18 protein-coding genes and 1 other RNA gene are annotated in these 20,933 nt (G+C 45.6%); 6 read left to right on the top strand and 13 right to left on the bottom strand.

The window, feature by feature from the left end; genetic code table 11:
* Positions 1 to 4: 4 nt before the first annotated feature.
* From ICN23_RS07740 to dnaX, 5 genes are all read right to left on the bottom strand, one after another.
* Positions 5 to 1,555 (bottom strand): TolC family protein, encoded by a 1,551-nt coding sequence (locus ICN23_RS07740; RefSeq protein ID WP_255532735.1) that lies wholly within the window; start codon positions 1,553 to 1,555, stop codon positions 5 to 7.
* Between the two features lie 196 nt (positions 1,556 to 1,751).
* Positions 1,752 to 3,167, bottom strand: a complete 1,416-nt coding sequence (locus ICN23_RS07735) for a carbohydrate porin (protein ID WP_216231600.1) — start codon at positions 3,165 to 3,167, stop codon at positions 1,752 to 1,754.
* Between the two features lie 243 nt (positions 3,168 to 3,410).
* Positions 3,411 to 4,025, bottom strand: coding sequence for a recombination mediator RecR (gene recR, locus ICN23_RS07730; protein WP_216231599.1), 615 nt, complete (start codon positions 4,023 to 4,025; stop codon positions 3,411 to 3,413).
* A gap of 24 nt (positions 4,026 to 4,049) precedes the next feature.
* Positions 4,050 to 4,373: a YbaB/EbfC family nucleoid-associated protein gene (locus ICN23_RS07725; RefSeq protein ID WP_216231598.1), complete on the bottom strand. Its 324-nt coding sequence runs from the start codon at positions 4,371 to 4,373 to the stop codon at positions 4,050 to 4,052.
* Positions 4,374 to 4,412: 39 nt separating this feature from the next.
* Complete coding sequence (gene dnaX, locus ICN23_RS07720) at positions 4,413 to 6,053, bottom strand: DNA polymerase III subunit gamma/tau (protein WP_216231597.1); 1,641 nt, start codon at positions 6,051 to 6,053, stop codon at positions 4,413 to 4,415.
* Positions 6,054 to 6,085: 32 nt separating this feature from the next.
* Between dnaX and ffs the strand changes: the two genes are divergently transcribed.
* Positions 6,086 to 6,184, top strand: an RNA gene (gene ffs, locus ICN23_RS07715) — signal recognition particle sRNA small type.
* 6 nt (positions 6,185 to 6,190) lie between these two features.
* On the opposite strand, the gene ICN23_RS07710 is transcribed toward ffs, so the two are convergent.
* Positions 6,191 to 7,300 (bottom strand): linear amide C-N hydrolase, encoded by a 1,110-nt coding sequence (locus tag ICN23_RS07710; protein ID WP_216231596.1) that lies wholly within the window; start codon positions 7,298 to 7,300, stop codon positions 6,191 to 6,193.
* Positions 7,301 to 7,636: 336 nt separating this feature from the next.
* Here ICN23_RS07710 and ICN23_RS07705 point away from each other — a divergent pair, with 336 nt between their 5' ends.
* Positions 7,637 to 8,296 carry a putative quorum-sensing-regulated virulence factor gene (locus ICN23_RS07705; protein WP_216231595.1) on the top strand — a complete coding sequence of 220 codons (660 nt, stop codon included), beginning with the start codon at positions 7,637 to 7,639 and terminating at the stop codon, positions 8,294 to 8,296.
* On the opposite strand, the gene ICN23_RS07700 is transcribed toward ICN23_RS07705, so the two are convergent.
* The 5 genes from ICN23_RS07700 to ICN23_RS07680 all read right to left on the bottom strand — a co-directional run bounded on the left by ICN23_RS07700 (position 8,289) and on the right by ICN23_RS07680 (position 11,406).
* Entirely contained in the window at positions 8,289 to 8,639 is a 351-nt protein-coding gene (locus ICN23_RS07700; protein WP_216231594.1) for a YkgJ family cysteine cluster protein, read from the bottom strand. The genes ICN23_RS07705 and ICN23_RS07700 overlap by 8 nt on opposite strands.
* Before the next feature lie 29 nt (positions 8,640 to 8,668).
* Complete coding sequence (locus ICN23_RS07695; protein WP_068321073.1) at positions 8,669 to 9,211, bottom strand: TIGR00645 family protein; 543 nt, start codon at positions 9,209 to 9,211, stop codon at positions 8,669 to 8,671.
* 161 nt (positions 9,212 to 9,372) lie between these two features.
* The gene (locus tag ICN23_RS07690) at positions 9,373 to 9,516 is read right to left on the bottom strand and encodes a hypothetical protein (RefSeq protein ID WP_167345988.1); all 144 of its coding nucleotides are present in this window, start codon (positions 9,514 to 9,516) and stop codon (positions 9,373 to 9,375) included.
* A 62-nt stretch (positions 9,517 to 9,578) separates the two neighbouring features.
* Positions 9,579 to 10,904 carry a Y-family DNA polymerase gene (locus ICN23_RS07685; protein ID WP_216231593.1) on the bottom strand — a complete coding sequence of 442 codons (1,326 nt, stop codon included), beginning with the start codon at positions 10,902 to 10,904 and terminating at the stop codon, positions 9,579 to 9,581.
* 1 nt (position 10,905) lies between these two features.
* Positions 10,906 to 11,406, bottom strand: coding sequence for a LexA family transcriptional regulator (locus ICN23_RS07680; RefSeq protein ID WP_216231592.1), 501 nt, complete (start codon positions 11,404 to 11,406; stop codon positions 10,906 to 10,908).
* A gap of 376 nt (positions 11,407 to 11,782) precedes the next feature.
* On the opposite strand from ICN23_RS07680, the gene ICN23_RS07675 reads away from it, so the two are divergent.
* The gene (locus tag ICN23_RS07675; protein WP_215362134.1) at positions 11,783 to 12,055 is read left to right on the top strand and encodes a BrnT family toxin; all 273 of its coding nucleotides are present in this window, start codon (positions 11,783 to 11,785) and stop codon (positions 12,053 to 12,055) included.
* Positions 12,036 to 12,383 (top strand): BrnA antitoxin family protein, encoded by a 348-nt coding sequence (locus ICN23_RS07670; protein WP_215361431.1) that lies wholly within the window; start codon positions 12,036 to 12,038, stop codon positions 12,381 to 12,383. Before ICN23_RS07675 ends, ICN23_RS07670 begins: the two co-directional genes overlap by 20 nt.
* Positions 12,384 to 12,387: 4 nt before the next feature.
* Here the strand turns inward: ICN23_RS07670 and ICN23_RS07665 are convergent, their stop codons facing one another.
* The gene (locus tag ICN23_RS07665; RefSeq protein ID WP_370624766.1) at positions 12,388 to 15,924 is read right to left on the bottom strand and encodes a UvrD-helicase domain-containing protein; all 3,537 of its coding nucleotides are present in this window, start codon (positions 15,922 to 15,924) and stop codon (positions 12,388 to 12,390) included.
* Positions 15,921 to 18,896, bottom strand: a complete 2,976-nt coding sequence (locus tag ICN23_RS07660) for a PD-(D/E)XK nuclease family protein (RefSeq protein WP_216231591.1) — start codon at positions 18,894 to 18,896, stop codon at positions 15,921 to 15,923. The genes ICN23_RS07665 and ICN23_RS07660 overlap by 4 nt, the downstream gene beginning before the upstream one ends.
* 109 nt (positions 18,897 to 19,005) lie before the next feature.
* Here ICN23_RS07660 and trxA point away from each other — a divergent pair, with 109 nt between their 5' ends.
* Positions 19,006 to 19,332 carry a thioredoxin TrxA gene (gene trxA / locus ICN23_RS07655; RefSeq protein ID WP_068321063.1) on the top strand — a complete coding sequence of 109 codons (327 nt, stop codon included), beginning with the start codon at positions 19,006 to 19,008 and terminating at the stop codon, positions 19,330 to 19,332.
* A 258-nt stretch (positions 19,333 to 19,590) separates the two neighbouring features.
* A complete protein-coding gene (gene rho, locus ICN23_RS07650) occupies positions 19,591 to 20,853 on the top strand; it encodes a transcription termination factor Rho (RefSeq protein WP_215385062.1) in 1,263 nt (420 codons plus the stop codon).
* Positions 20,854 to 20,933 lie beyond the last annotated feature (80 nt).

Here is a 20,933-nt window from a genome sequence, read left to right as displayed (position 1 = left end):
CTCCTTAAAAGGGCTCTTTACCCGCTGAAACCATTAATACCGCTTGCGCTTGCAGTAGATTGCTCTCAGCCTGAGCCAACGCAATCTCCAAGTTACGCAATTGTGTTTGCGCAGTCAACAAATCATTGAAGCCTTGACCATTATTTGAGTACTGCGTCAGACCCACCTTGTAAGCAGCATCAGCCTGGGGCACTTGGCGCTCCCTCAAAAATTGAGTTTGATTCCTGGCTTGCTCGTAAACAGCATAGGCTGTGTTTACAGCCAAAACGATTTGCTGACGATTCGAAATATTGCCCGCTTCTGCAGCTGCTTGATTGCGCTGTGCTTGCTCTACCCCATACTTTTCCTTAGTGAAGAAGTACAAAGGAATAATGAGATCTAATTCGAACTGATAAAACATCGCGCCATTATTTGCGGAGAATGGTCCACGCGGCGTATAGGATGAGCCAATTACCTGAAAATCTGGCAAGTAGGCTTTCTTTGCCAAGTCCACGCCTTTGCGTGCCGCATCTAATTGCAACGCTGAGCTTTTCAAAGATGGATGACTATTCTCTGCATAGTCTTCTAGTTCCACTAAGGTTGGAACCTTACTCATGGCACGACGAACATCGCCACGCAATACTAATTTTTCGCGAGAATGCCGACCAACTAAAGTATTAATGCTATGCAAAGCAACATGTAGTTGACGCTCTACATTAAATTGATCTGCTTGAGCCGCACTTTGCGCTACTTGAGCATTCAAATATTCAACATATGCTGCAGCATTATTAGCATAACGCGCCTTAGCAACATTCTTAATCATCTCTAAACGGATAACAGATTCTTTCAGGACCGCCAGCTGCTTCTGAGAAGACAAAGCGCTGTAGTACAGAGTTGAGAGCTGAGCGCCCAATTGCAAATAAGTAGACTCTGAGCTTGCCAATAAGGCTTCAGCATTGGTATCAGCAATATCGGCAGCAAGACTTTTCTTGCCCGGAAATTGAAGGGGTTGTGCTACTGATATCGAGTTATTACTGCTGATACCGCTAGGATATTGTGGCGATGGCGCATTTGCTCCACCCAAAGCAAATGGAGAATTCGCTGGCATACCTGACCACACCAAGCCTACTTGTGGATTGGCTGGCGCGTTGATTTGTGGAACAGTTGCCTTGGCAGATAAATAGGATTCACGCAACGATGACAGTTGCGGATTGTTCATCTTGAGCTCACTCCACAGCTGACGCAAATCCATCTCTGTTGAGCCTGATGACGCTGGCTTGGCGTAAATCGTTGGCATGTTTGCTTTTGTTACGGGAGCAAACAATTCAGCCGCTTTAGAGTTTGATACTACTGGTGGATCTTGCGCACTTAGCTGTGCACCAATGGATGGGGGTGCGGCCAAAGAGGCATCACCTGACTGAACAGTGACACTTGCTGGAGCAACATCCTGGGATGGCTGAGCAAAAATGGATAACGGTGAGGCGGAGGTATAAAGAACACAAGCAAGTACCGCAAGTGAAGTCTTGCTTTTAAGCGATTCAACTACCCCAGTTGTATGTTTGCCGAGAATCAACAAATGCGGCTGCCTCTAAATCAATCAAATACTGTTTTTTATAGCCCCAGATGCAGATTTAGATCCAATCTATACCCATTTCAGGGGGTTTAAAAGATTATAGGGGACAAAAGTCAAAAGCCGAATAATTAGATCTCTCTAAGTTATTGATTATAAAGATAATAATTATGCCCCCTAATGCCTGCCGTCAGCAAAGCCCTTAAAACTCGGCATGAACCCTAAAAGACAGAATGTTCACAGGCCCGCGAGCGGAGTTGTAGGCAGGATTATTAATGTGCTGAAAGTTCAAACCAGCCAAGACATTCTTGATCACGGTGGCGTTGTAATACACCTCCCCGATTCGCTCTGGACGATAAGAAATTGTTTGACCAGGGCCAGCATAGTCGCCAATAAAGTAAGACACCCCACCAGATTGCAAATAGTTTTTACGATAGCTCGATAGCCCGTTTTGCATCATCGAGATGCCAATCGTATCTTTAGGTCGGCTCCAACTTGTGCCATTCAATCCCATGCCTACCGATATGGAGTTATCTGCTTCAGTAAACGACATCGTTTCAGTATGACCATCAGAAGTGAAGGCGCGACCATAGATTCCGAGATCTTTTGTTAAAGCTTGTTCGCCATTAACGCCAATACCAGTTTTGTATTGATAGTTGGTTCGCACATTATTAATTGCTTGCGTGCCTTGGGCGTTATTAGAAACAACATAATTTGTTGCATCCTGAAAACGCGCCAGAATCATTCGATTGCGATAAGCAAGCACACTTACCTTACCTGGTAAATCTGCAATATTGTGTTGACGCTCCACTTCAATTTGATCGCCATAGGCATTAAATATTTGCCAATTTAAATCGCGGCCATTGGGGGACTTTGGAGCCAGCATACGAGAAGCTCTCATAACCCAATTACTGAGGTACCATTCGCCCGCTAAGCCAGTACTGTAGCCGCGTGCGTCGGCAGCGTAGTCATAAGCTAGATAGGTCATATTGCCCCAGTTCATGAACTGAATACGAGGATCTTTAGCGTAGCGACTATCGTCAAAAATATCTAAAGTAGAAAACTGTCCAGCGGTAACTACAACACGATTACTGCTAACAGTTTGTGTGATTTGGTTGGCCTCATTTTCGAGAACAACTTTATCGCCCTCTTGGTTAATGGTCTGACGCAGAAATGCGCGCGCAGAATAAAACTTGGCCTGCGCACCATTTGCTTTAGTAGCCTCACCGTTTGTAAATCCACCTAAACCAGAGAGATCTGAAAATGGGACACCAGATACCACCTCTGGGTTGAAATACACATCTGTATTTGGGGCTAGACGTGCACCAAAAAATAGAGTGCCTGACCAGGTATAGCTCATTGACTTCAATGAAGAAAGGCTATTTTCTCCAGAGTAGCTAGATGTGAAATTGTTGTAGCGCTGATTGATGTAAGTTGTTTGACCGTGAATATTTACAGGTAAACCAAAAAGCGTTCCTTCGGTTGGTAAATTATCAATAGGTGATGCAAAGCTCGCAATTTGATCCGAGCCTGATCCCGCCTTCTGCGCAAATGCAGTTGCTCCGAAAAACGTGCAAATCATGCTCAACAGGAGGAGTAGATAAATCTTGCGGGTCATTCACAATTTCTAGTTGGGATGCCAGTGCTATGCATTAGCAACATGCCGATAGGAAAACGAGGCAAACACAGCTTGGGATTGAAGCCCAAGGGTGGCGCAGACCAAATTATCCCCAAAAAGAGGCAATTTACCTAGTCTTTATGACGTAGTTATGACGGATTGATAAAGGATTGTTGATGGCTTGGGCTTGAATTGGGCTTTAGTGTGCCCTCAAAACAACTTACCACCCAGATTGAATCAGAATTAACGGCGGTCCATTAAGGCACGAGCTAGTGTGCCAGCGTCAACATACTCGAGTTCACCACCCACCGGAATGCCGCGCGCAATGCGAGTCACCTTAATGCCTTTAGATTTGAGAACCTCACCAATGTAATGGGCAGTTGCTTCGCCCTCACTGGTGAAGTTGGTGGCCAAGACTACTTCACGAATGGATACACCGGTATCAGGAGTCTCAATACGATTGAGTAGGCGATCGAAGCCAATTTCATTAGGACCCATGCCATCTAGCGGTGAGAGGCGTCCCATCAATACAAAGTAATTGCCTTTGAAACTGAGGGTCTGCTCCACCATGACTTGGTCAGCTGGTGTTTCCACAATACACAGAAGTGATGGATCACGACGCTCATCAGAGCATGTGCTGCAAATCTGTGTTTCTGAAAATGTATTGCAACGAGCGCAGTGTCCTACCGTTTCCACTGCCTCACCCAATGACTGAGCAAGTACAGCTGCACCATTGCGATCATGCTGCAATAGATAGAAGGCCATGCGCTGAGCAGACTTAGGTCCTACTCCAGGAAGCACGCGCAATGCCTCGATCAATCGACCGAGTGCATCTTGAGGTGCCTCTATGCGTGCCATTAAGAATTCAACTAAATAATTAAGTTAGAACGGCAACTTGAAGCCAGGAGGCATTGGCATACCGGCAGTAGCGCCAGACATAATCTGCGCGCTAGCAGCTTCTACTTGCTTAAATGCTTCTGTGTATGCAGTCACGATGAGGTCTTCCAACATCTCGCGATCATCCATTGCACCTGGATCAATTTGTACACGCTTAAGTTCGTATTTGCCAGAGATCGTTACTTTAACTAAGCCACCAGCCGCTTGGCCAGTCACTTCCAACGCAGCCAATTCGGCTTGCGCAGTTTTCATCTTCTCTTGCATCTGCTGAGCCTGTTTCATGAGGCCAGCAAGTCCACCTTTCATCATCGCTTTATTTCCTTAGTGCTTTTGAATATTGATATTTAATTAAAGAGGTTTAACTGAGCCACCAACCACCTTGGCACCAAACTCTTTTTCCAATTGCTGAATAAATGGATCGGCAGCAATCATTTGTTCCGCGTTCATTCTTTTCTCTTGATGAATCTGTGCATCAACCTTTGCAACGGTTTTGCCTTCTACTTCACCTTTTTCAATCACGATCTTCACCGGCTTACCAAAGTGCGCAGTAAGTGCATCGCATAAACGACCAACGGAAGCTTCGGAAGCCAGCTGCGGCATTGGCGTCACAATCGTTGCACGCACTCCAGCCGCTGAATCATTCCAATCTTGCAGCTCCGTCTGAAACGCCAACTGCTGCACTAAGCCTTTAACTGGCAGCTGACGCATCAATGCATGCCAATCGGGACGTTCTGCTGAGCTAGCTACGGCAGCTGGTGCACTAGGAGCGGATGCTGGCGCCGCTGCAGGCATAACTGCTTTAGCAGCAGGCGCTGGTGCAGCAGGTGCTGGACGAGCGGTATTTACTGGTGGGGCCGATGGTGCTGGAGATGAACTACCGCCTCCACCACTGCCCGGACGAAACGCCAACATGCGCAAGAGCGTCATAGCAAAGCCGGTTTGCTCATCTGGTGCAAGTGATAAATCTGGACGACTAGTAATCGTAATTTGATAGAAGAGTTGCGCTTCTTCTTTTGTTAATTGAGTAGCCAAACGACGAATCTCACCTGCTTCTGGCCAATCATCCAATACAGACTCTGGAACAACTTGAGCTGCTGCAATCTTTTGCAACAAACTAGAGAGATCTTGCAATGCTAATGAGAAGGACATGCTGCGTTCGCCCATTTCATTTGCAACGGAGAGAAGGCTTGCGCCATCTTTAGCAATCAAGCAATCGAGAATGCGAATGAGATAAGCGTCATCTAATGTACCCAGCATGCCGCGCACAGACTCTTCAGTTACTTTCCCAGCGGCGTAAGCGATAGCCTGGTCTGTGAGTGACAAGGCATCACGCATAGAGCCTTGCGCTGCTTTAGCCAAGACACGTAATGCATTGACTTCGTATTCCACTTTTTCTGAGGCAAGTACTTTTTCCAAATGCTTAACGATGAGCGGTACTGGCATTTGTTTGAGATTGAACTGTAAGCAACGAGACAAAATAGTTACTGGGATCTTTTGCGGATCGGTAGTAGCTAGAATAAATTTGACGTGCTCTGGAGGTTCTTCCAAAGTTTTGAGCATGGCATTAAAGGCATGATTGGTGAGCATGTGCACCTCGTCAATCATGTAAACCTTATAACGACCATTACTTGGTGCGTAAGCAGCCTTTTCTAGGAGAGCAGCAATATCGTCAACACCACGATTACTTGCGGCATCCATCTCGATATAGTCAACAAAGCGACCTGCGTCGATTTCCATGCAGGCTGGGCATTTTCCGCAAGGCTCTGAAGTCATCTTGCCGGAACCATCAGATCCCGTGCAATTGAGTGCCTTGGCCATAATTCGGGCAATGGTGGTCTTGCCTACTCCACGGGTACCCGTAAATAGCCAAGCATGGTGCAGGCGACCCTGATCCAAAGCATGGGTTAAGGCCTTAACCACATGGTCTTGGCCAACTAATTCAGAGAAGGTTTTGGGGCGCCACGAACGGGCCAATGCCAATGCTGTCATGTCTTACATTCTAACAAGCTAAAATGGAATTGGATGGGCCTCCCCGCATGGTGGGTTGGATAACCTGGTCAGGTCGGGAACGAAGCAGCCAAACCCAATTTCTGCCAGTGCCGGGGGTTTGGCTCATCCACCCTATTTCAGTTAACCGGAAAGGTTAATTTCGGTTGATTTAGCTTTACTGACTTCATCTCTTTGGCGTTCACATCTAATTTCTTAAAGTCAAATACGTAGATGTTGGTGTTCTCATACATCTTGACGCTATAGGTCATGTTTTTGTTGTTAGCAACCACAGTCCACTCTGTTACTTCGTAGCCACCCACACCGCCGCCGTAAGGATTGCTTGCAGGCAATGTTACTGAGCCCGGCGGAATATCAAAGCTTCCTAGGATATGCCAAGCAGCATCACTCATTTGCGCAGTGGTAAAACTGGTTGGTACTGAATTAGATAAAAACAGTGCACGAATAAAACGACTGGTGCTCAAGAAATCGCCAGGCATTCCATGCAAGCCAGTGCCTGAGCTAGGCGCATCGAAAGTCGCACCACGAATTTTCAATGGTGGTTTCTCGACATTAGAAAGATTCACATAGTTACCGACATCACGCAAGTGATACTCAAACGGTGGGTCATTGGTCATAACGGTTATTGGGTTATCAAAAATCGTCAATTGACCCTTAACGTACTCCACTACGATGCTTTTTCCATTGGCATCATGGAAGGTGTAATGCACTAATGGCGTGGCATTGCCATAGATAGCAAGCCTGGCACCGTTGACTTTAATCTGCTGTAAGCCTGTCTTAATCTCATCCACAGTTGCAAAATTAGACAGCGCATAAGTAAGAACCTGAACTGAGTTAATGCTGTTCGCTGAATCAGCAGCAGAAACCGCTTGATATTGAGCGCTATTCGGAAGATTGAGCACGCCACCCATCAGCCCTTTTTCATTCATGCCATCAACCAACTCCGGCAGACCTAATGGATTCATTCCAGCGACAGCATATTTAGTGGTCCAGCTACGACCAGAACCATATTGACCATCAGTACCAATTCCTTTTAATGCATAGTTCTTGGGAATAGTAATGAGCTCAGACTTGAGTGGCATGCCGAACTCCATGGTCCGACCATAAACAGAACCTCCATCACTGCCCTTGAGCATGAAGCTAGTGCATGCATTACTAATTAGTGGTGTAAATGCCAAAGTGGCAGACACTGAAGCAGCAAGTATTTTCTTGGTCCATGAATGTTTCATGCGATTCCCTTTATGTAGACTGATATCTCAGGAAATTCTAACTGAATGGCCAAAAAAAGAATGGACTACTTAGAAGATCTTCAGAATCCTGAAAATTCCCCAAATCACCCAAATGATTAGCAAAACTAGAACTGTTCTTGCATCTAGTGAGACCCTAAATAGCTGTAATTGCTTGTGAGAACACTCAATAGATACTCGCAAAGCAAGCCCTCCTTTATATAGAAGAGTTCAGCGTAGCGGTTTCAAGTCTAAGCGACTAGGGATTTGGGATGATTTAGATGTAAGCCGTTCGGAAGACAGGGCACAATACATCTACACAACATTACTAAAGACCTTATGCCACAAGCCATTATTTTTGACGTAGAAGCAACTGATAAGAACGATGCCGTCATTATTGAAGCCGCTTCATTAGACGTCACCTCTTTAAATCCATTTGAAGTAGGTAATCCTTGGGTGCAGCGTTACAACCCTGGTAAGCCAATTAGCTTGGGCGCTCTTGCTACACACCACATCATGGATGAAGAGTTGGTCAATTGCCCTGCAAGTAGCTCTTTCCGATTGCCTGCTGGCACCAAATATTTAATTGGCCACAATATTGATTTTGATTGGGTTGCCATTGGCAAGCCTGAAGTAAAACGCATTTGCACCTTGGCACTCGCGCGTAGCCTTTGGCCTGAACTCGATAGCCATACTCAAAGCGCCCTGCTCTATCACTTTGAACGGGGCACGGCTAGAGATCAATTACGCAATGCCCATAGTGCATTAGCTGATGTATGGATCTGCTCTAAGATTGTTGGGCAAATCATTGACAAGCTTCACCCAGTCTCTTTAGACGCTTTATGGGAAATGTCTGAAAAAGCCCGCATTCCGAAGGTGATGCCCTATGGCAAACACAAAGGTGAGTTGATTAGCCAAATGCCTACCGACTATAAGCAATGGATGTTGCGTCAAGACAATGTCTCGGAATATCTGCGCAAAGCCTTAGAAGCTAAATAGGCGGCAATCCTTGCTGCTTTTTCTGCTTTGCAATCTGCTGTAGTTTTTGGCACTCCTCGTTGATGGTTCCATCTTCGTTGAAAACGTCAAATGATCTACAGGTGCTCGAACGCTGCTCATAGATTGAACAGCGATAACCATCTTCCTGCGTATGGCGGAGTGCGATACATGGTGCATGGCCCTTCTCAGTGCCTTTCATACAAGCCATATGTGTAGAGACTCTAGTAGTTAGCTCCTCAGGAACCGTGCCAGCGCTATTGCCAGCAATTTCTCCATGGTAAAAACTGACCCGGAAATACTGACAACACATACCGCAGTCAAAACAGGGATTAGCGAACTCCATTAACTAAATAAGCAAAACTGGCTCGGCTGTTAGTGTGGCTTATGGGCTGCTGTCACTATTTTTTCGGTATAGGCAATCGCTACTGCTGAAAGCACAAAGGTAATGTGAATCAAGGTTTGCCACATCAAGGTTTTTTCATCATAGGATGCCGCATTGATGAATGTCTTAAGCAAATGGATTGATGAAATACCAATAATCGCAGTTGCCAGCTTTACCTTGAGGACCCCTGCGTTTACATGCGAGAGCCATTCAGGCTGATCGGGATGGTTTTCCAATTCCAAACGAGAAACAAAAGTCTCCCAGCCGCCCACAATCACCATCACCAATAAATTGGAGATCATGACTACGTCGATCAAACCTAGAACTACTAACATTAAGGCAGTTTCAGTCATTGACTTATCTGCCATCATCGTGATGAGGTGGACTAGCTCTATCCAGAACTGCCAAACATATACACCCTGGGCAACAATCAATCCCAAATAGAGTGGTGCTTGCAACCAGCGGGACATAAATATCCAACGCGGCAAGGGGCGTAATTTTTTATCTAAGAAGGTTTCTTTATCTGGATTCATATCCGAATCTTAACCACTTTTTAGGGGTATTAAAGACTTAACAACCCTAGGGGAATTATCTACTCGCCCCCTGATATGCAACAGGGAATAAGGAATCCGTGATTTCCTTATTCCCCCTCTGCCTACTGCTGATTCTCCACTTACTGCTACTGCCATGTTCTTTACTGATACTTACGATTAAAGATCTGCTTTGTTTCAACATCATGACGCTTTGTGTTTTTCAACACTGCGCAATAGGACAGGATCATGATCACTGCCAATGAGATGCCGTTAAAGTTATTCATCAGGTTGCTGATTGTGTTCATTTGTTTCTCCTTAATATGTTGTTGCGTGTTACTTATTAGTGAATACTTGCTGCTGAATTTCTTTATCTAGCCACCGGTAACTCATCCCAGCGGGTGGTGTAGTTCGGTGATCTATTGTTTGATCTCATTTGCCACTCTTGTTTAGTGTTATTGGTTCCTGAAGCTGCAGACCTAATGACTGCATTACCAAAGCGCGTATTGATCTCATCCACTGCCTTCATGAGATGAGCGGATTTGCCTTTGGTTTCGATATCGTCAAACAAAGATTGCTGGGCTGTGGGCTTATCGCTAATCAGATTCAGAATGACGCCTGCTTTCTTATAGCGAAAGCTTGTTTGATGGATTTGCTTCAGACCTGCTAGCGCTGCATTCGTTAATGTCAGCGTGTTATCCGTTGGGTCTGCCAGCGGAATCGTGACGCTTTGATGATGCTGTGGCTCGTTTTGTTTAAACGGATTAGTCTGAATAAACACCGTGAGCGCGCCCGTAGTGCTGTTTTGTGCTCTAAGCTTTTCAGCTGCACGGGCCACATGAGTGGCAACCGACTGCGCAAGCTCAGCTTGGCTGGTCACAGGTTTACCAAAGCTACGTGAGGCAATGATTTGTTGTTTGGCTGGCGCCACTTCTTCCAACTGCAGACAAGATGTGCCACGTAGTTCATAGCAAAGACGCTCCATCACTACGCCAAACTGCTGACGCATGGCTTGTGGTGAAGCTTGCAAGAGATCAAATACACTTTGAATATTTTGGGCTTTGAGTTTCTTGGCGATTTGCTTACCAACACCCCAAACCTCACCCACTTCAGTCTCACTCATCCACTGATAGAGCTCTTCTTTGGCCATCGCATTGACATCGCATACACCAGCAAACTGCTTGTGCTTTTTAGCCAAGTGATTGGCTAGCTTGGCTAAAGTCTTGCTGGCACCAATGCCTACACAAACAGGTAAGCCAGTAGTGTCTTTAACTTGCTCTTTGATCTTTTGACCCAATTCAATGGTGTCTTGGTATTGCTTGAGGACAGTTTCGATTTGCAAGAAGCTCTCATCGATACTGTAGACCTCTAAATTTGGTGTAAATGTTCTGAGTACTTGAACTACCCGGCTACTCATATCGCCATACAGAGTGTAGTTAGATGATTGAGCTAGGATGCCATGCTTCTTAGCAAGATCCTTCATCTGAAACCAAGGCGCACCCATCTTCACGCCAAGCGCCTTGACTTCAGCACTACGTGCTACAGCACAGCCATCGTTATTCGAGAGCACCACCATTGGCACGTCTTCTAGCCTAGGCTGAAATACACGCTCGCAAGAAACGTAGAAGTTATTGACATCTACGAGGGCGAAGAGTGAATTTGATGAGCTTGATGTGGTTTGTGAATGGGGATTCATCTCACTTGCCCTCTTTGTTGTATCTAGTACTGGCATTGCTGTACTTGCGCACCACTCCAACAACCACACCCCAAATTTGCAACTCACTACCCTCGTTAAAGGTGATGGGTTGGTAATGGGGGTTTTCTGGTTGGAGCTCAATACGACCACGCAATTGATAGAGGCGTTTAATGGTGTATTCGCCATCGACGACAGCCACAACAATGTCTTTGTGTTTTGGTTTGAGCGCCTTATCAACGACAACTTTGTCGCCATCACAAATGCCTGCGCCCAGCATGGAATCCCCCTTCACGGTGAACATGAAGGTGGCTGGCTTGTTCTGAACCAGGTAATGGTTCAAATCCAAACCATCCTCAGCGTAATCTGCTGCTGGACTGGGGAATCCAGCTGAAATCCGGTGACTCAGGAGCTTAAGCTCATAAGCAGCAAAATGCCCTGCCAAGGCTTGTGGTGCCTGGCTTAAGGTTACTTTTGCGGGGTTCATTACTTGCGTCATAGTCATTAATATACTGTATGTTTATACAGTATATGTAAAAACCGTAAAAATGAAGCTCTTTTTGTTGTTTTAGGGCTATTTGCTCAAAATTTAGGCAATAAAAAACCACCCGTAGGTGGCTGTTCAAAGCTATTTTGCTCTTAGCAAAAAACAAATGCCAGTATTGCTGGGTCCTCCGCAAAGGCATTGGATAGATAAATGCTAGCTCGATAAAACCACGGCTGCGCAGTTTCTACTAGTTCGATGATGATGGGAAAGCGTTCCATGCCTAAATGATAGTGCTTAGCACTCCTCCAAAGCCCTCTTTTATTGGAATTCCCTTATTTTTTGTAGTTATATTAATTCATTGATGTTATGATTTAACGTAACTACAATATTTCCGATGAAATTCACTTATGATTCGGCAAAAAATGATTCAAATATTGCAAAACATGGTCTACCTCTCTCAGATGCAAAGCTGCTGGATTGGGATTCCGCCATTAGCTATATTGACGGCAGAAAGAATTATGGTGAGGAGAGGTGTGTAGCGCTAGCACTCATAAAGCAACGTCTGTACTGCGTAGTTTATGTTGAACTAAAAATAGGCAAAAGAATTATTAGTCTAAGAAAAGCAAATACCCGCGAGGTAGAGAGATATGAAAAAGAAAATAATTAGACCCAGCGCCGAAGAAGATGCCGCTATTACAAAAGCGGCCATGGCAGATCCTGACAATATGCCATTCACGGATGAAGAATGGGAGAAAGTTAAGCCTACGCTAGTTCGTGGTCGCGGCAGACCCCTGGGCAGTGGAGCTAAAGAGCAGGTTACCCTAAGAATTGATAAAGAAACTTTAGATTTTTATAAATCCAAAGGTGAAGGTTGGCAAACTTTCATCAATCAAGTACTTGGTGAGGTGAAAAGAGAATCCAAATCAATATCGACTGTTGAAAAGAAGTTGAGCAAAGGCACCTTAATGACCAACAAATTCAAGGCTGCTGCTTAAAGATTTACTTCACTTCAACTATCGCACCCTTAGATGAAATCAAGTAAGCCTTGTTTGACTTGTCTTTTCTGATGCGTTTGAGCTCGGCCTGGTAGCCCTGCAATTGCTTGCGGTACTTTTCATACTTATCACTACCCACTTCTGGAATGGTGAGCTTGTAATCGATGATGGCTAAGTGATCATCAAATTCCACCAAGCGATCCATGCGATAGCTCTTGCCATCTTTACTAGTAATATCTAGCTCATTCCAAGCCTGCACCCACTCGCCTGATGTCAGATAGTGTTTCAACTCTGGGGTTGTAAGCACTTTTTGTACGTATGTAATAAGTTTGATTGCGCTGTCCTGATCAACACTAAGCCAGTTCATGAGTTCCTGCTCGCTTGGCATAGGTGGTTTTGTTTCATTACTGGAATCGGGAGTGAGGAACTCTAGCAACTTATGGAAGTTTGTACCCTCTTCCAAGATTTCTGGATCAGGATTACCTGCCTGCTCATCCACGCCCGCAAATACTTCAACCGTCACACCACTCTCGATGTCAGACAGCATTTGCGTATGGCTTTCTTGCGCAGAGTCCCAGTCCAAGACAAAATCCTCAACCGCGTTTTCTTGCGCAGGTTTGATGACCTCAAACTCATCCGTAGCTACCACTTGCTCGCCTACCTGATACACAGACAACTCAACCTTGCTTGCCTTGCCATACCAAGAAGTCTTATCTAAGCCACTAGGATTATTGGTAGTGGGCTTTTGGGCATCACCACTAATCCATAGGCCTTGGCGAGCACGAGTCATGGCAACGTACAAAAGATTCCAATTTTCTTTTTCACCAATTAGCTTCTCAGCCTCATTGATCTCAGCGCGAGGGCTAGTCAATGTTTTAGAGGTAAACAGAGATAAATGAGACGGGCTCTCTTCTTGTGGCGCCCAATCAATTAAGACGCCACTGTAGTCAACATTGGTATCGGTATTGTTCGCGTCTAGGATGATGACAAAAGGCGACTCCAAGCCTTTAGCACCGTGAATTGTCATGAGTCGCACACGCTTATGGCGATCTTCTTCTGACATCTCACTCTCTTCATCAACTTCGACTAGGTTGTCATCGCTTGCTGCATCGACATCCCCCTCGTCAGGGGTTTCATCATCATCGCCACGGCGCTTGGTATTCATCTCCTGAATAAAACGACTCAAGCTTGGGTATTGACCCCCATCTTGATTAAGCGCCACTTCTAAGAAGGCATCCAAGTTTGCCAAGACCTGTGGTCGATCGAGATCCTGACAGACTGCAGCATATTTGAGGCGCACATCACCCTCTTGATAAATACGGTCAAGCAGGTCATGAACCGGTAAGCGCTCGCCCAAAAGATGCCAATGCTTAAGATAGCGTGCTGCACCTTGAAGCTTTGAATCTTTGCTGTCTTGCAACGCATCCCACCAGGAGCGGTAATGACCAGATGTCATCGCTACCGCCAATTGCTGCATTTGTTTTTCAGCAAAACCAAAAATCGGACTTCTCAGAACTTGAGCTAGCGGTAAGTCATGACGAGGCGTTACCAAAACAGTCAGTAAAGCAATGAGGTCATCGATCTCTAGAGTATTAAGCAATCCGCCTAAACGTGGACTCTCATAGGCAAGCTTTACATCACGCAGCGCTCTTTCGTATTGAGGTAAATATTTACGACGCTTTACCAGTAACAGGAAATCACTCGCCCTGGCCTCGCGCCAAATTTCCTTGCCACCTTCTTTATCTGCCACCTTACGCGTAGCAATAATTTCTTTAATGAGGCGCGCAATCAATTCACCCTCACGTTGACGCTGAATCACCCCAACCGTTTCACTTGAATCGGCAATAGCACCATCAAAAGCACTACCCTCTCTTGGTTCCTGCGTCTGCTCTGCATAAGGAATCAAAGGTAATAAATAAATCTCACCTCGCCCAGCATAAGCATCGGTAGGCCTATCCTCATTCGGAGTAGTCCATAGGGTTTGCTGCTCTGTATATGGGTAATCGGGTGGCACTTGCTCGCCCTGAAAGATCGTATTCACGACCCTATTGATTTCATGAGCATTGCGACGCGTTTTATCCTGCTCAATATAAGCAGCACCATGATGTTGATGTAAAAACTGCGCTGCGCTCACAAATAGCCTAGGATCAGCACGACGAAACCGATAAATCGACTGCTTAGGATCGCCCACAATAAATACTTTTGGCTTCTCATCGCCTACGCTATAGCCTGCTAACCAGGCTCGCAGAATTTGCCATTGCAATGGGTTGGTATCTTGGAACTCATCTACCAAAATTTGTTTGTACTTTGCATCTAGGCGCGATTGCAGATAGGCTGCATGCTCAGGCCCCCCCATCAATAAACTAACGCCAACCTCTAAATCATCAAAATCACGCACACGCATATTTTCTTTTTGGGCATTAGCGTGCGCCATCATGGATTGATTCAGGGCAAACCAAGCCTCATTGACAGCAAATACATCCTGCTCGGCTTGCCATTGGAGGTATTCCTCAAAAGTATGACCCCAGTTTTGCTTAATGGAGATGAAGTCCCCCATGCGATCAGCCTTACCTTCATTCTTTAAGAAGGTTTCTAGTACGCCTAAAACAGTATCGTTACCGGTACGGTACTTCACAGGGCTTATCGTCAAAAAGACATCTTGCAAACTCTTGGCAATATCCATCACATCGCCGCCATTCTTTTTGCAAGCTAACGCTGGCAACAGATTTGGCAAAAGCTTCTGATCATTAGTGCTGCTATTTTTAAAGCAATACTCTAAAAACTCTAAATCAACCAATGCATTAGGCGCATTCCACGGAGCTAGCAATGGATTAGGTAGATTCAACTTATGCAGGGATTTTTTTAGGTGCTCTAAAGGCGTGATGCCGGTTTGATCACATTGCTTCGCAAAGAAGGTCCATGCACCTCTTTGCTTAAAGAGGCTGCTTTTACCCATTAAGAGTTTTTGCGTCTCATAAGAGCCTAAATATTTGAGCAAGACGTCATAATGCGCTTTGAGCTCTGGCGTGAGATCGCCCCACCAATCATCAAGACACTCTTCTTGGAGTCGCTTAGCATCCTCACGTAACATGAACCCCGGCTGAATGCCAAGCGATACTGGGGCTGCTCCTAGTAACCTGCCAAACCAGCCATGAAAGGTATCGATCACAATCGGCTGTGGGTTTGCCAGGACCTGCTCATAAAGCGCTCTGGCTTTAGGAAGGTATTTTTCAGCTTGCACCTCTTCCATACCTCTAGCGGTAAGTTCTTTCATCAATGAGGCATCATCACTTTTAGAAAATTGCTCCAGCAACCCATATAGGCGGTCACGCATTTCTTGCGCAGCCTTACGTGTAAATGTAAGTGCGAGAATTTCTTGCGGCTTCACATCATCGAGCAATAGGCGAACCATGCGCGCCACCAATAACCAAGTCTTGCCGCTGCCTGCGCAAGCAGAAACAATTACCGAGCGATGGGGATCGCAAGCGAGCTTTTCTGAATAGGTTTGCTTGGCTGGAAGCATATTAATTAGATCGCTCACCAAATTCCCTTCCTGCAAACGCCTCTTGCTTCGCAGTATTGGCAAACTCCTTCAGGCGCAAATGCTTGCATTGGCTTTTTGGCCCATAGCTGCTCTACATCTTCTGTAATCTGCTTAGAAAACTGCTGCATCATTTCTGCCATATCTACCACTTCTTGGCTGCGCAGTGCTTTTTGCTCGCCCTTAGAAAAATCAGCCTTCAAGGCCACCCACTCTGCCTGCTGAACCTGATGCCCCATTAACTTATGACTTTCTTGACCCTCATTTGCAGCCCGAGCATAGATTAATAGCTGAGGATCATCTAAGACATGCTCAGCCCGAACTTTGACTCTGTCAAAGCGTTGATTTTTGTAATCAATCACTGAAGCAATCCTGCTGTTATCTATATTGACGTCATAGCGATCAGCATAACCTTCAATGCGAATCATTTTGATATTGCCGTCTGCATCCTGAAATGGCAAATCAAAACCAACCTTGACTTCACCATCAAAATATTCCCAACCCGCTAACTCACGTTGAATCTGCCAATCCACAAAACTTGGAATTTGTTTTTGCCAATCCCTTAAGGCACCCATTACCCTAGCATCACCCTCAATCAATACGGCGAACTCTTGTTCTGAATAGTCATTTAAGCTTTTTTCCATCCAGGCACGCCTTTGATCGGGGTCAGCCTTAAGTGATGGATTAGTATGCTCATGGGTTTTGAGCGCATGGTAAAAACGCTTGAGCAACTTATGCAAAGTTTGCCCTGCCAGTGAAGCATCAAAGCCTTCATCAAATTCTTTATTCTTGCGCAAACCCAACAAGCTACGTACGTAATAACGATATGGGCAATCCCGCAAAGCCTTATAGGCACTGGGACTCATTGATAGCGGCATCGGCAGATCTTCTTCAAAATGCGCAACTGCCATTTCCATCGGCGTTGCCTCAAAAGCGCGTTTTTTCAATTGAGCTGGAATGGCTTCCCACTTAATTTGATTTTGCAAACGCTGTATCCAAGCCGATGGTCTGAGCGGTTCTCCATTATTGCTTTTGCTTTGCCAGAGTAAATCCACACTGGGGCATGACACTAGTAATTGCGAAAGATCTCTAGCTTGCTGCACAAACTGCATCGCTATCGTTGAGGTCTTTAATAGCTGATTAAGCGCATCCGAGAAAAATAATGGCGGCTCTGAATAAGCCGGCAACTGCTGTTCATCGCAACCCACAACAACTACTGCCTCAAAGTCGCGCATACGTGTAGAGCTCAAAGGTAAAATACTCAGCGTAGCTTTAGCTTCTTTACCAGCCTCTTGATAGCTCGCTCCTTCAATAACTGTTTTAAGCAAGCTAAGCCACTCACTCAAACGAATAGAGGTTTGTTGGTATTGCGTCTTACTCAAGTCAAATGTCTTGAGCACCTCCAGCAATTGCTTGCCGGCTGAGTCTTTTTCAAGACTTTTGTCCATGCCAGCCGCCTGAAGATTAGCCTGCAACAACTGATAGGCCTTATTGCAATCAACCTTAAGCGTCAGCCACTCATGATGACGCTCTCGAGCAAACTGTAATAACTCAAACAATGCTGCGCTTGGCATTGCGCTAGCAGTTTTTGACGCATTCGCTTGCGCGCCCTCAATGGCCAGGTGGAAGGTTTTCCAGCCGGACTCTGCTTTGCTGCCAACTAAAATATCTTCAAGCTCCGCAATCAGTCCAATACAGGCTTCTGCATCTCGATTCAGAATCTTGCCAAGATCTAAGAATGGGTTCTGTAAAAACTCAAGCAAGGTTTTTGCGCTCGGCCCATCTTTAGGGGCTCTAATGAGTTCTAACCAACTATTAAGCGCTGCAGCCGCACGTGTAGTCGATAGCTTCCAACCAGTTTCATCACGAATATTAAGCGCTGGACCAAGGCGTGAAAGTAATGCGCGCGCCCTTCTCGCTACTAAACGATCTTGCGCAACCAATGCTAAATTAGTTTTTCCATGAATGAGATGTTGCTCAATTGTTTTGGCAGCAGCCCATGCTAATTCTTCAAAACGTTTCGCAGCTATTAGTCGCCAGCCCTTACTTTGGGAGCGTTTTGCATTTTCTAACGCTTGAATCCTTGCTTGTTCACCACCTTCAGCGCCAATAGACTCAGGCCACAAGCCCACGTCATGCCAATCCATCTTTACCTTTATTACTTCTGCGTACTGAGCATACTCATCAAGCAATAAACCAATGATCTCTTGGTCTATAGGTGTTGGATCAGCAGTCTCCACCCATATCAATGGTCTTGCTGAATTTGCATTCTTACTTGCTTCGAGATGAGCGGCAATTGCAAACTGATTGCGAAATGCAGGGTCACTTACGCTTGCGGTGTAACGCCAAAACTCGAGTAAGACCTTAGTCTCTTGATCCACTACTTTACGCGCCATTCCCGAATAGACTTTGGCTACGGTACTGTCTAATAACGCTTGCGCCTCACTAAGACAAATCTCGCCAAGATTGCTTTTTTCAGCTTGATTTTTCTGTATGAATTCATGAATCTGTTTTTGTAGTTGCGGACTCACCGCTGTTGATAAGGTGTCACACGCCTTCACAATCGCTTGGGCCAAACCCCAGGCGCCAGATTCAGTCTCTGCCTTAAACCACGTTTGTAAATTTTTATGTTTACGCAAAGTGGCATAAACAGCGAGCCATCTTTCCAAATCTGTTTGCTTCTTTGGAAATTTCCATGCGCCTGGTGCTGCTTCTAGCCAATCCGTAAAACTGATCACTTGTGGCAAGAAGGCAAGATGGCTTGGCAGATCTTTAGGCCTGTTTTGTTCTAGCGCTGCCCTAACCCCGATGAGGGGACCAGCAGTACTGAGTACCACTAAAGGGCGCTGATTAGTTTGCACTGCACAATCCCAGATGCCTTTTGCCAATTGGGTGAGCGCTTGGCTATTAGGCGTAATTGCCCAAGCATGCGGCTGCTTTTGGTCAGAAAGGGCAGGAAAAGGCTGAGACATTAAGTGTGTATTTATCTATTTTGAGCAGAACGTTCCGCTTATTGCTAATATAAGCGTTGTAACGCCATAATTAAATAACTCGCTAAATAAGTCTAAATAAGGAATTTTCATGAGTGCCGGCATTAAATATGTAACTGACGCCTCTTTCGAACAAGACGTCCTCAAGTCCGATAAACCTGTTCTGCTCGACTTCTGGGCTGAGTGGTGCGGTCCTTGCAAAATGATTGGTCCGATCCTCGAAGAGCTCGCTGGTGAATATGGCGACAAGCTACAGATCGCAAAAATGAACGTGGATGAGAACCAAGGCGTACCTGCCCAGTTCAATATTCGTGGCATTCCTACCTTAATCCTCTTCAAAAATGGCACCGTGGCTGCTCAAAAAGTAGGCGCTTTGGCCAAATCTCAGTTGACTGCATTTATTGATAGTCATCTGTAAATAGTCTCAGACCACAGGTTCACCCGCTGAGCCTGTGGTTTTTACCGATTTACCGTAGTTGTCATACCCCTTTTTTAGTGTAGTATTACTCAAACGCACTAATCAGTGCTCCGATTTTCAGCAATTTACCCCCCCTTCTTTTAGCAAACATCCAAAATTCTGTTTTTCCACATCTGCGTGATCTCAATCAGCGCAGCGATACCTCAAAACAAATTCATACCATTCTGATTTTTCCTTTTATTTACACCCGAGAACCACATGCAATTAACTGAACTCAAAGGCCTCCACGTATCCGCTCTGCTCGAAATGGCAGCTAGCTTGGAGATTGAAAACACTCAACGGATGCGCAAACAAGAATTAATGTTTGCCATTCTCAAAAAACGTGCGAAGGCTGGTGAAACCGTTTTCGGCGACGGCACTTTAGAAGTACTGCCTGACGGCTTTGGTTTCTTGCGCTCCCCTGAAGCCTCTTACATGGCTTCTCCGGATGATATTTATATCTCTCCTGCGCAGATTCGCCGCTTTAACCTACATACTGGTGACAGCGTTGAAGGTGAAGTACGAACACCTAAAGATGGTGAGCGTTACTTTGCACTGGTAAAGGTAGACAAGATCAACGGCTTGGCTCCAGAGGCCCTCAAGAACCGCATCATGTTCGAGAACTTAACGCCTTTGCATCCGAACCGCGTGATCAGCTTAGAGCGTGATATCAAGGCGGAAGAGAATCTAACAGGCCGCATTATCGACATGATCTCCCCTATTGGTTACGGCCAACGTGGCTTGATCGTTGCTTCACCAAAGTCTGGTAAGACTGTCATGATGCAGCACATTGCACATGCGATTGCAGCCAATAATCCTGAAGCGATTTTGATCGTACTGCTCGTTGATGAGCGTCCTGAAGAAGTTACTGAAATGCAACGCTCCGTTCGCGGTGAAGTTGTTGCCTCTACCTTTGATGAGCCAGCAGTTCGTCACGTTCAAGTTGCTGAAATGGTGATTGAAAAAGCAAAACGTTTAGTAGAGATGGGTAAAGATGTGATCATCTTGCTTGACTCGATTACCCGTCTTGCTCGCGCATACAACACGGTAGTTCCTTCATCAGGCAAAGTACTCTCTGGCGGTGTGGACGCTAACGCATTACAACGCCCAAAACGTTTCTTCGGAGCAGCTCGTAATATTGAAGAAGGTGGATCACTCACCATCATCGCTACAGCATTGATTGAAACTGGTAGCCGTATGGATGACCTCATTTATGAGGAATTCAAAGGTACCGGCAATATGGAAGTGCACCTTGAGCGTCGCTTGGCTGAGCGTCGTGTTTACCCATCTATTAATCTCAATAAGTCTGGCACCCGCCGCGAGGAATTGTTGGTTAAAGCGGAGAACCTCCAGAAGATCTGGGTATTACGTAAATTACTGGCCGATATGGACGACATCGAGGCTATGAACTTTATCGTTGATAAGCTCAAATCCACCAAAAATAATGGTGAATTCTTCGACCTAATGCGTCGCGGAGGCTAATTTAGAGGTCCAGGGGGCTGTTTTAGCCCTTTTTGGACCCCAAAAGAGCGCTTTGTTGTTGATTTCATGGCATAATTTCG

Source organism: Polynucleobacter sp. MWH-Jannik1A5 (assembly GCF_018881795.1).
Classification (GTDB): domain Bacteria; phylum Pseudomonadota; class Gammaproteobacteria; order Burkholderiales; family Burkholderiaceae; genus Polynucleobacter.
Note: the sequence above shows the minus strand (reverse complement) of the source record. Positions and strands in the feature narration are given on the sequence as shown.

Coding starts and splice junctions, on each gene's coding strand:
- ICN23_RS07710 (WP_216231596.1), bottom strand. CDS start 7,300: ATGAAACATTCATGGACCAAGAAAATACTTGCTGCTTCAGTGTCTGCC.
- trxA (WP_068321063.1), top strand. CDS start 19,006: ATGAGTGCCGGCATTAAATATGTAACTGACGCCTCTTTCGAACAAGAC.
- ICN23_RS07705 (WP_216231595.1), top strand. CDS start 7,637: ATGCCACAAGCCATTATTTTTGACGTAGAAGCAACTGATAAGAACGAT.
- ICN23_RS07675 (WP_215362134.1), top strand. CDS start 11,783: ATGAAATTCACTTATGATTCGGCAAAAAATGATTCAAATATTGCAAAA.
- ICN23_RS07695 (WP_068321073.1), bottom strand. CDS start 9,211: ATGAATCCAGATAAAGAAACCTTCTTAGATAAAAAATTACGCCCCTTG.
- ICN23_RS07670 (WP_215361431.1), top strand. CDS start 12,036: ATGAAAAAGAAAATAATTAGACCCAGCGCCGAAGAAGATGCCGCTATT.
- rho (WP_215385062.1), top strand. CDS start 19,591: ATGCAATTAACTGAACTCAAAGGCCTCCACGTATCCGCTCTGCTCGAA.
- dnaX (WP_216231597.1), bottom strand. CDS start 6,053: ATGACAGCATTGGCATTGGCCCGTTCGTGGCGCCCCAAAACCTTCTCT.
- ICN23_RS07735 (WP_216231600.1), bottom strand. CDS start 3,167: ATGACCCGCAAGATTTATCTACTCCTCCTGTTGAGCATGATTTGCACG.
- ICN23_RS07660 (WP_216231591.1), bottom strand. CDS start 18,896: ATGTCTCAGCCTTTTCCTGCCCTTTCTGACCAAAAGCAGCCGCATGCT.
- ICN23_RS07700 (WP_216231594.1), bottom strand. CDS start 8,639: ATGGAGTTCGCTAATCCCTGTTTTGACTGCGGTATGTGTTGTCAGTAT.
- ICN23_RS07690 (WP_167345988.1), bottom strand. CDS start 9,516: ATGAACACAATCAGCAACCTGATGAATAACTTTAACGGCATCTCATTG.
- ICN23_RS07685 (WP_216231593.1), bottom strand. CDS start 10,904: ATGAATCCCCATTCACAAACCACATCAAGCTCATCAAATTCACTCTTC.
- ICN23_RS07725 (WP_216231598.1), bottom strand. CDS start 4,373: ATGATGAAAGGTGGACTTGCTGGCCTCATGAAACAGGCTCAGCAGATG.
- recR (WP_216231599.1), bottom strand. CDS start 4,025: ATGGCACGCATAGAGGCACCTCAAGATGCACTCGGTCGATTGATCGAG.
- ICN23_RS07680 (WP_216231592.1), bottom strand. CDS start 11,406: ATGACTATGACGCAAGTAATGAACCCCGCAAAAGTAACCTTAAGCCAG.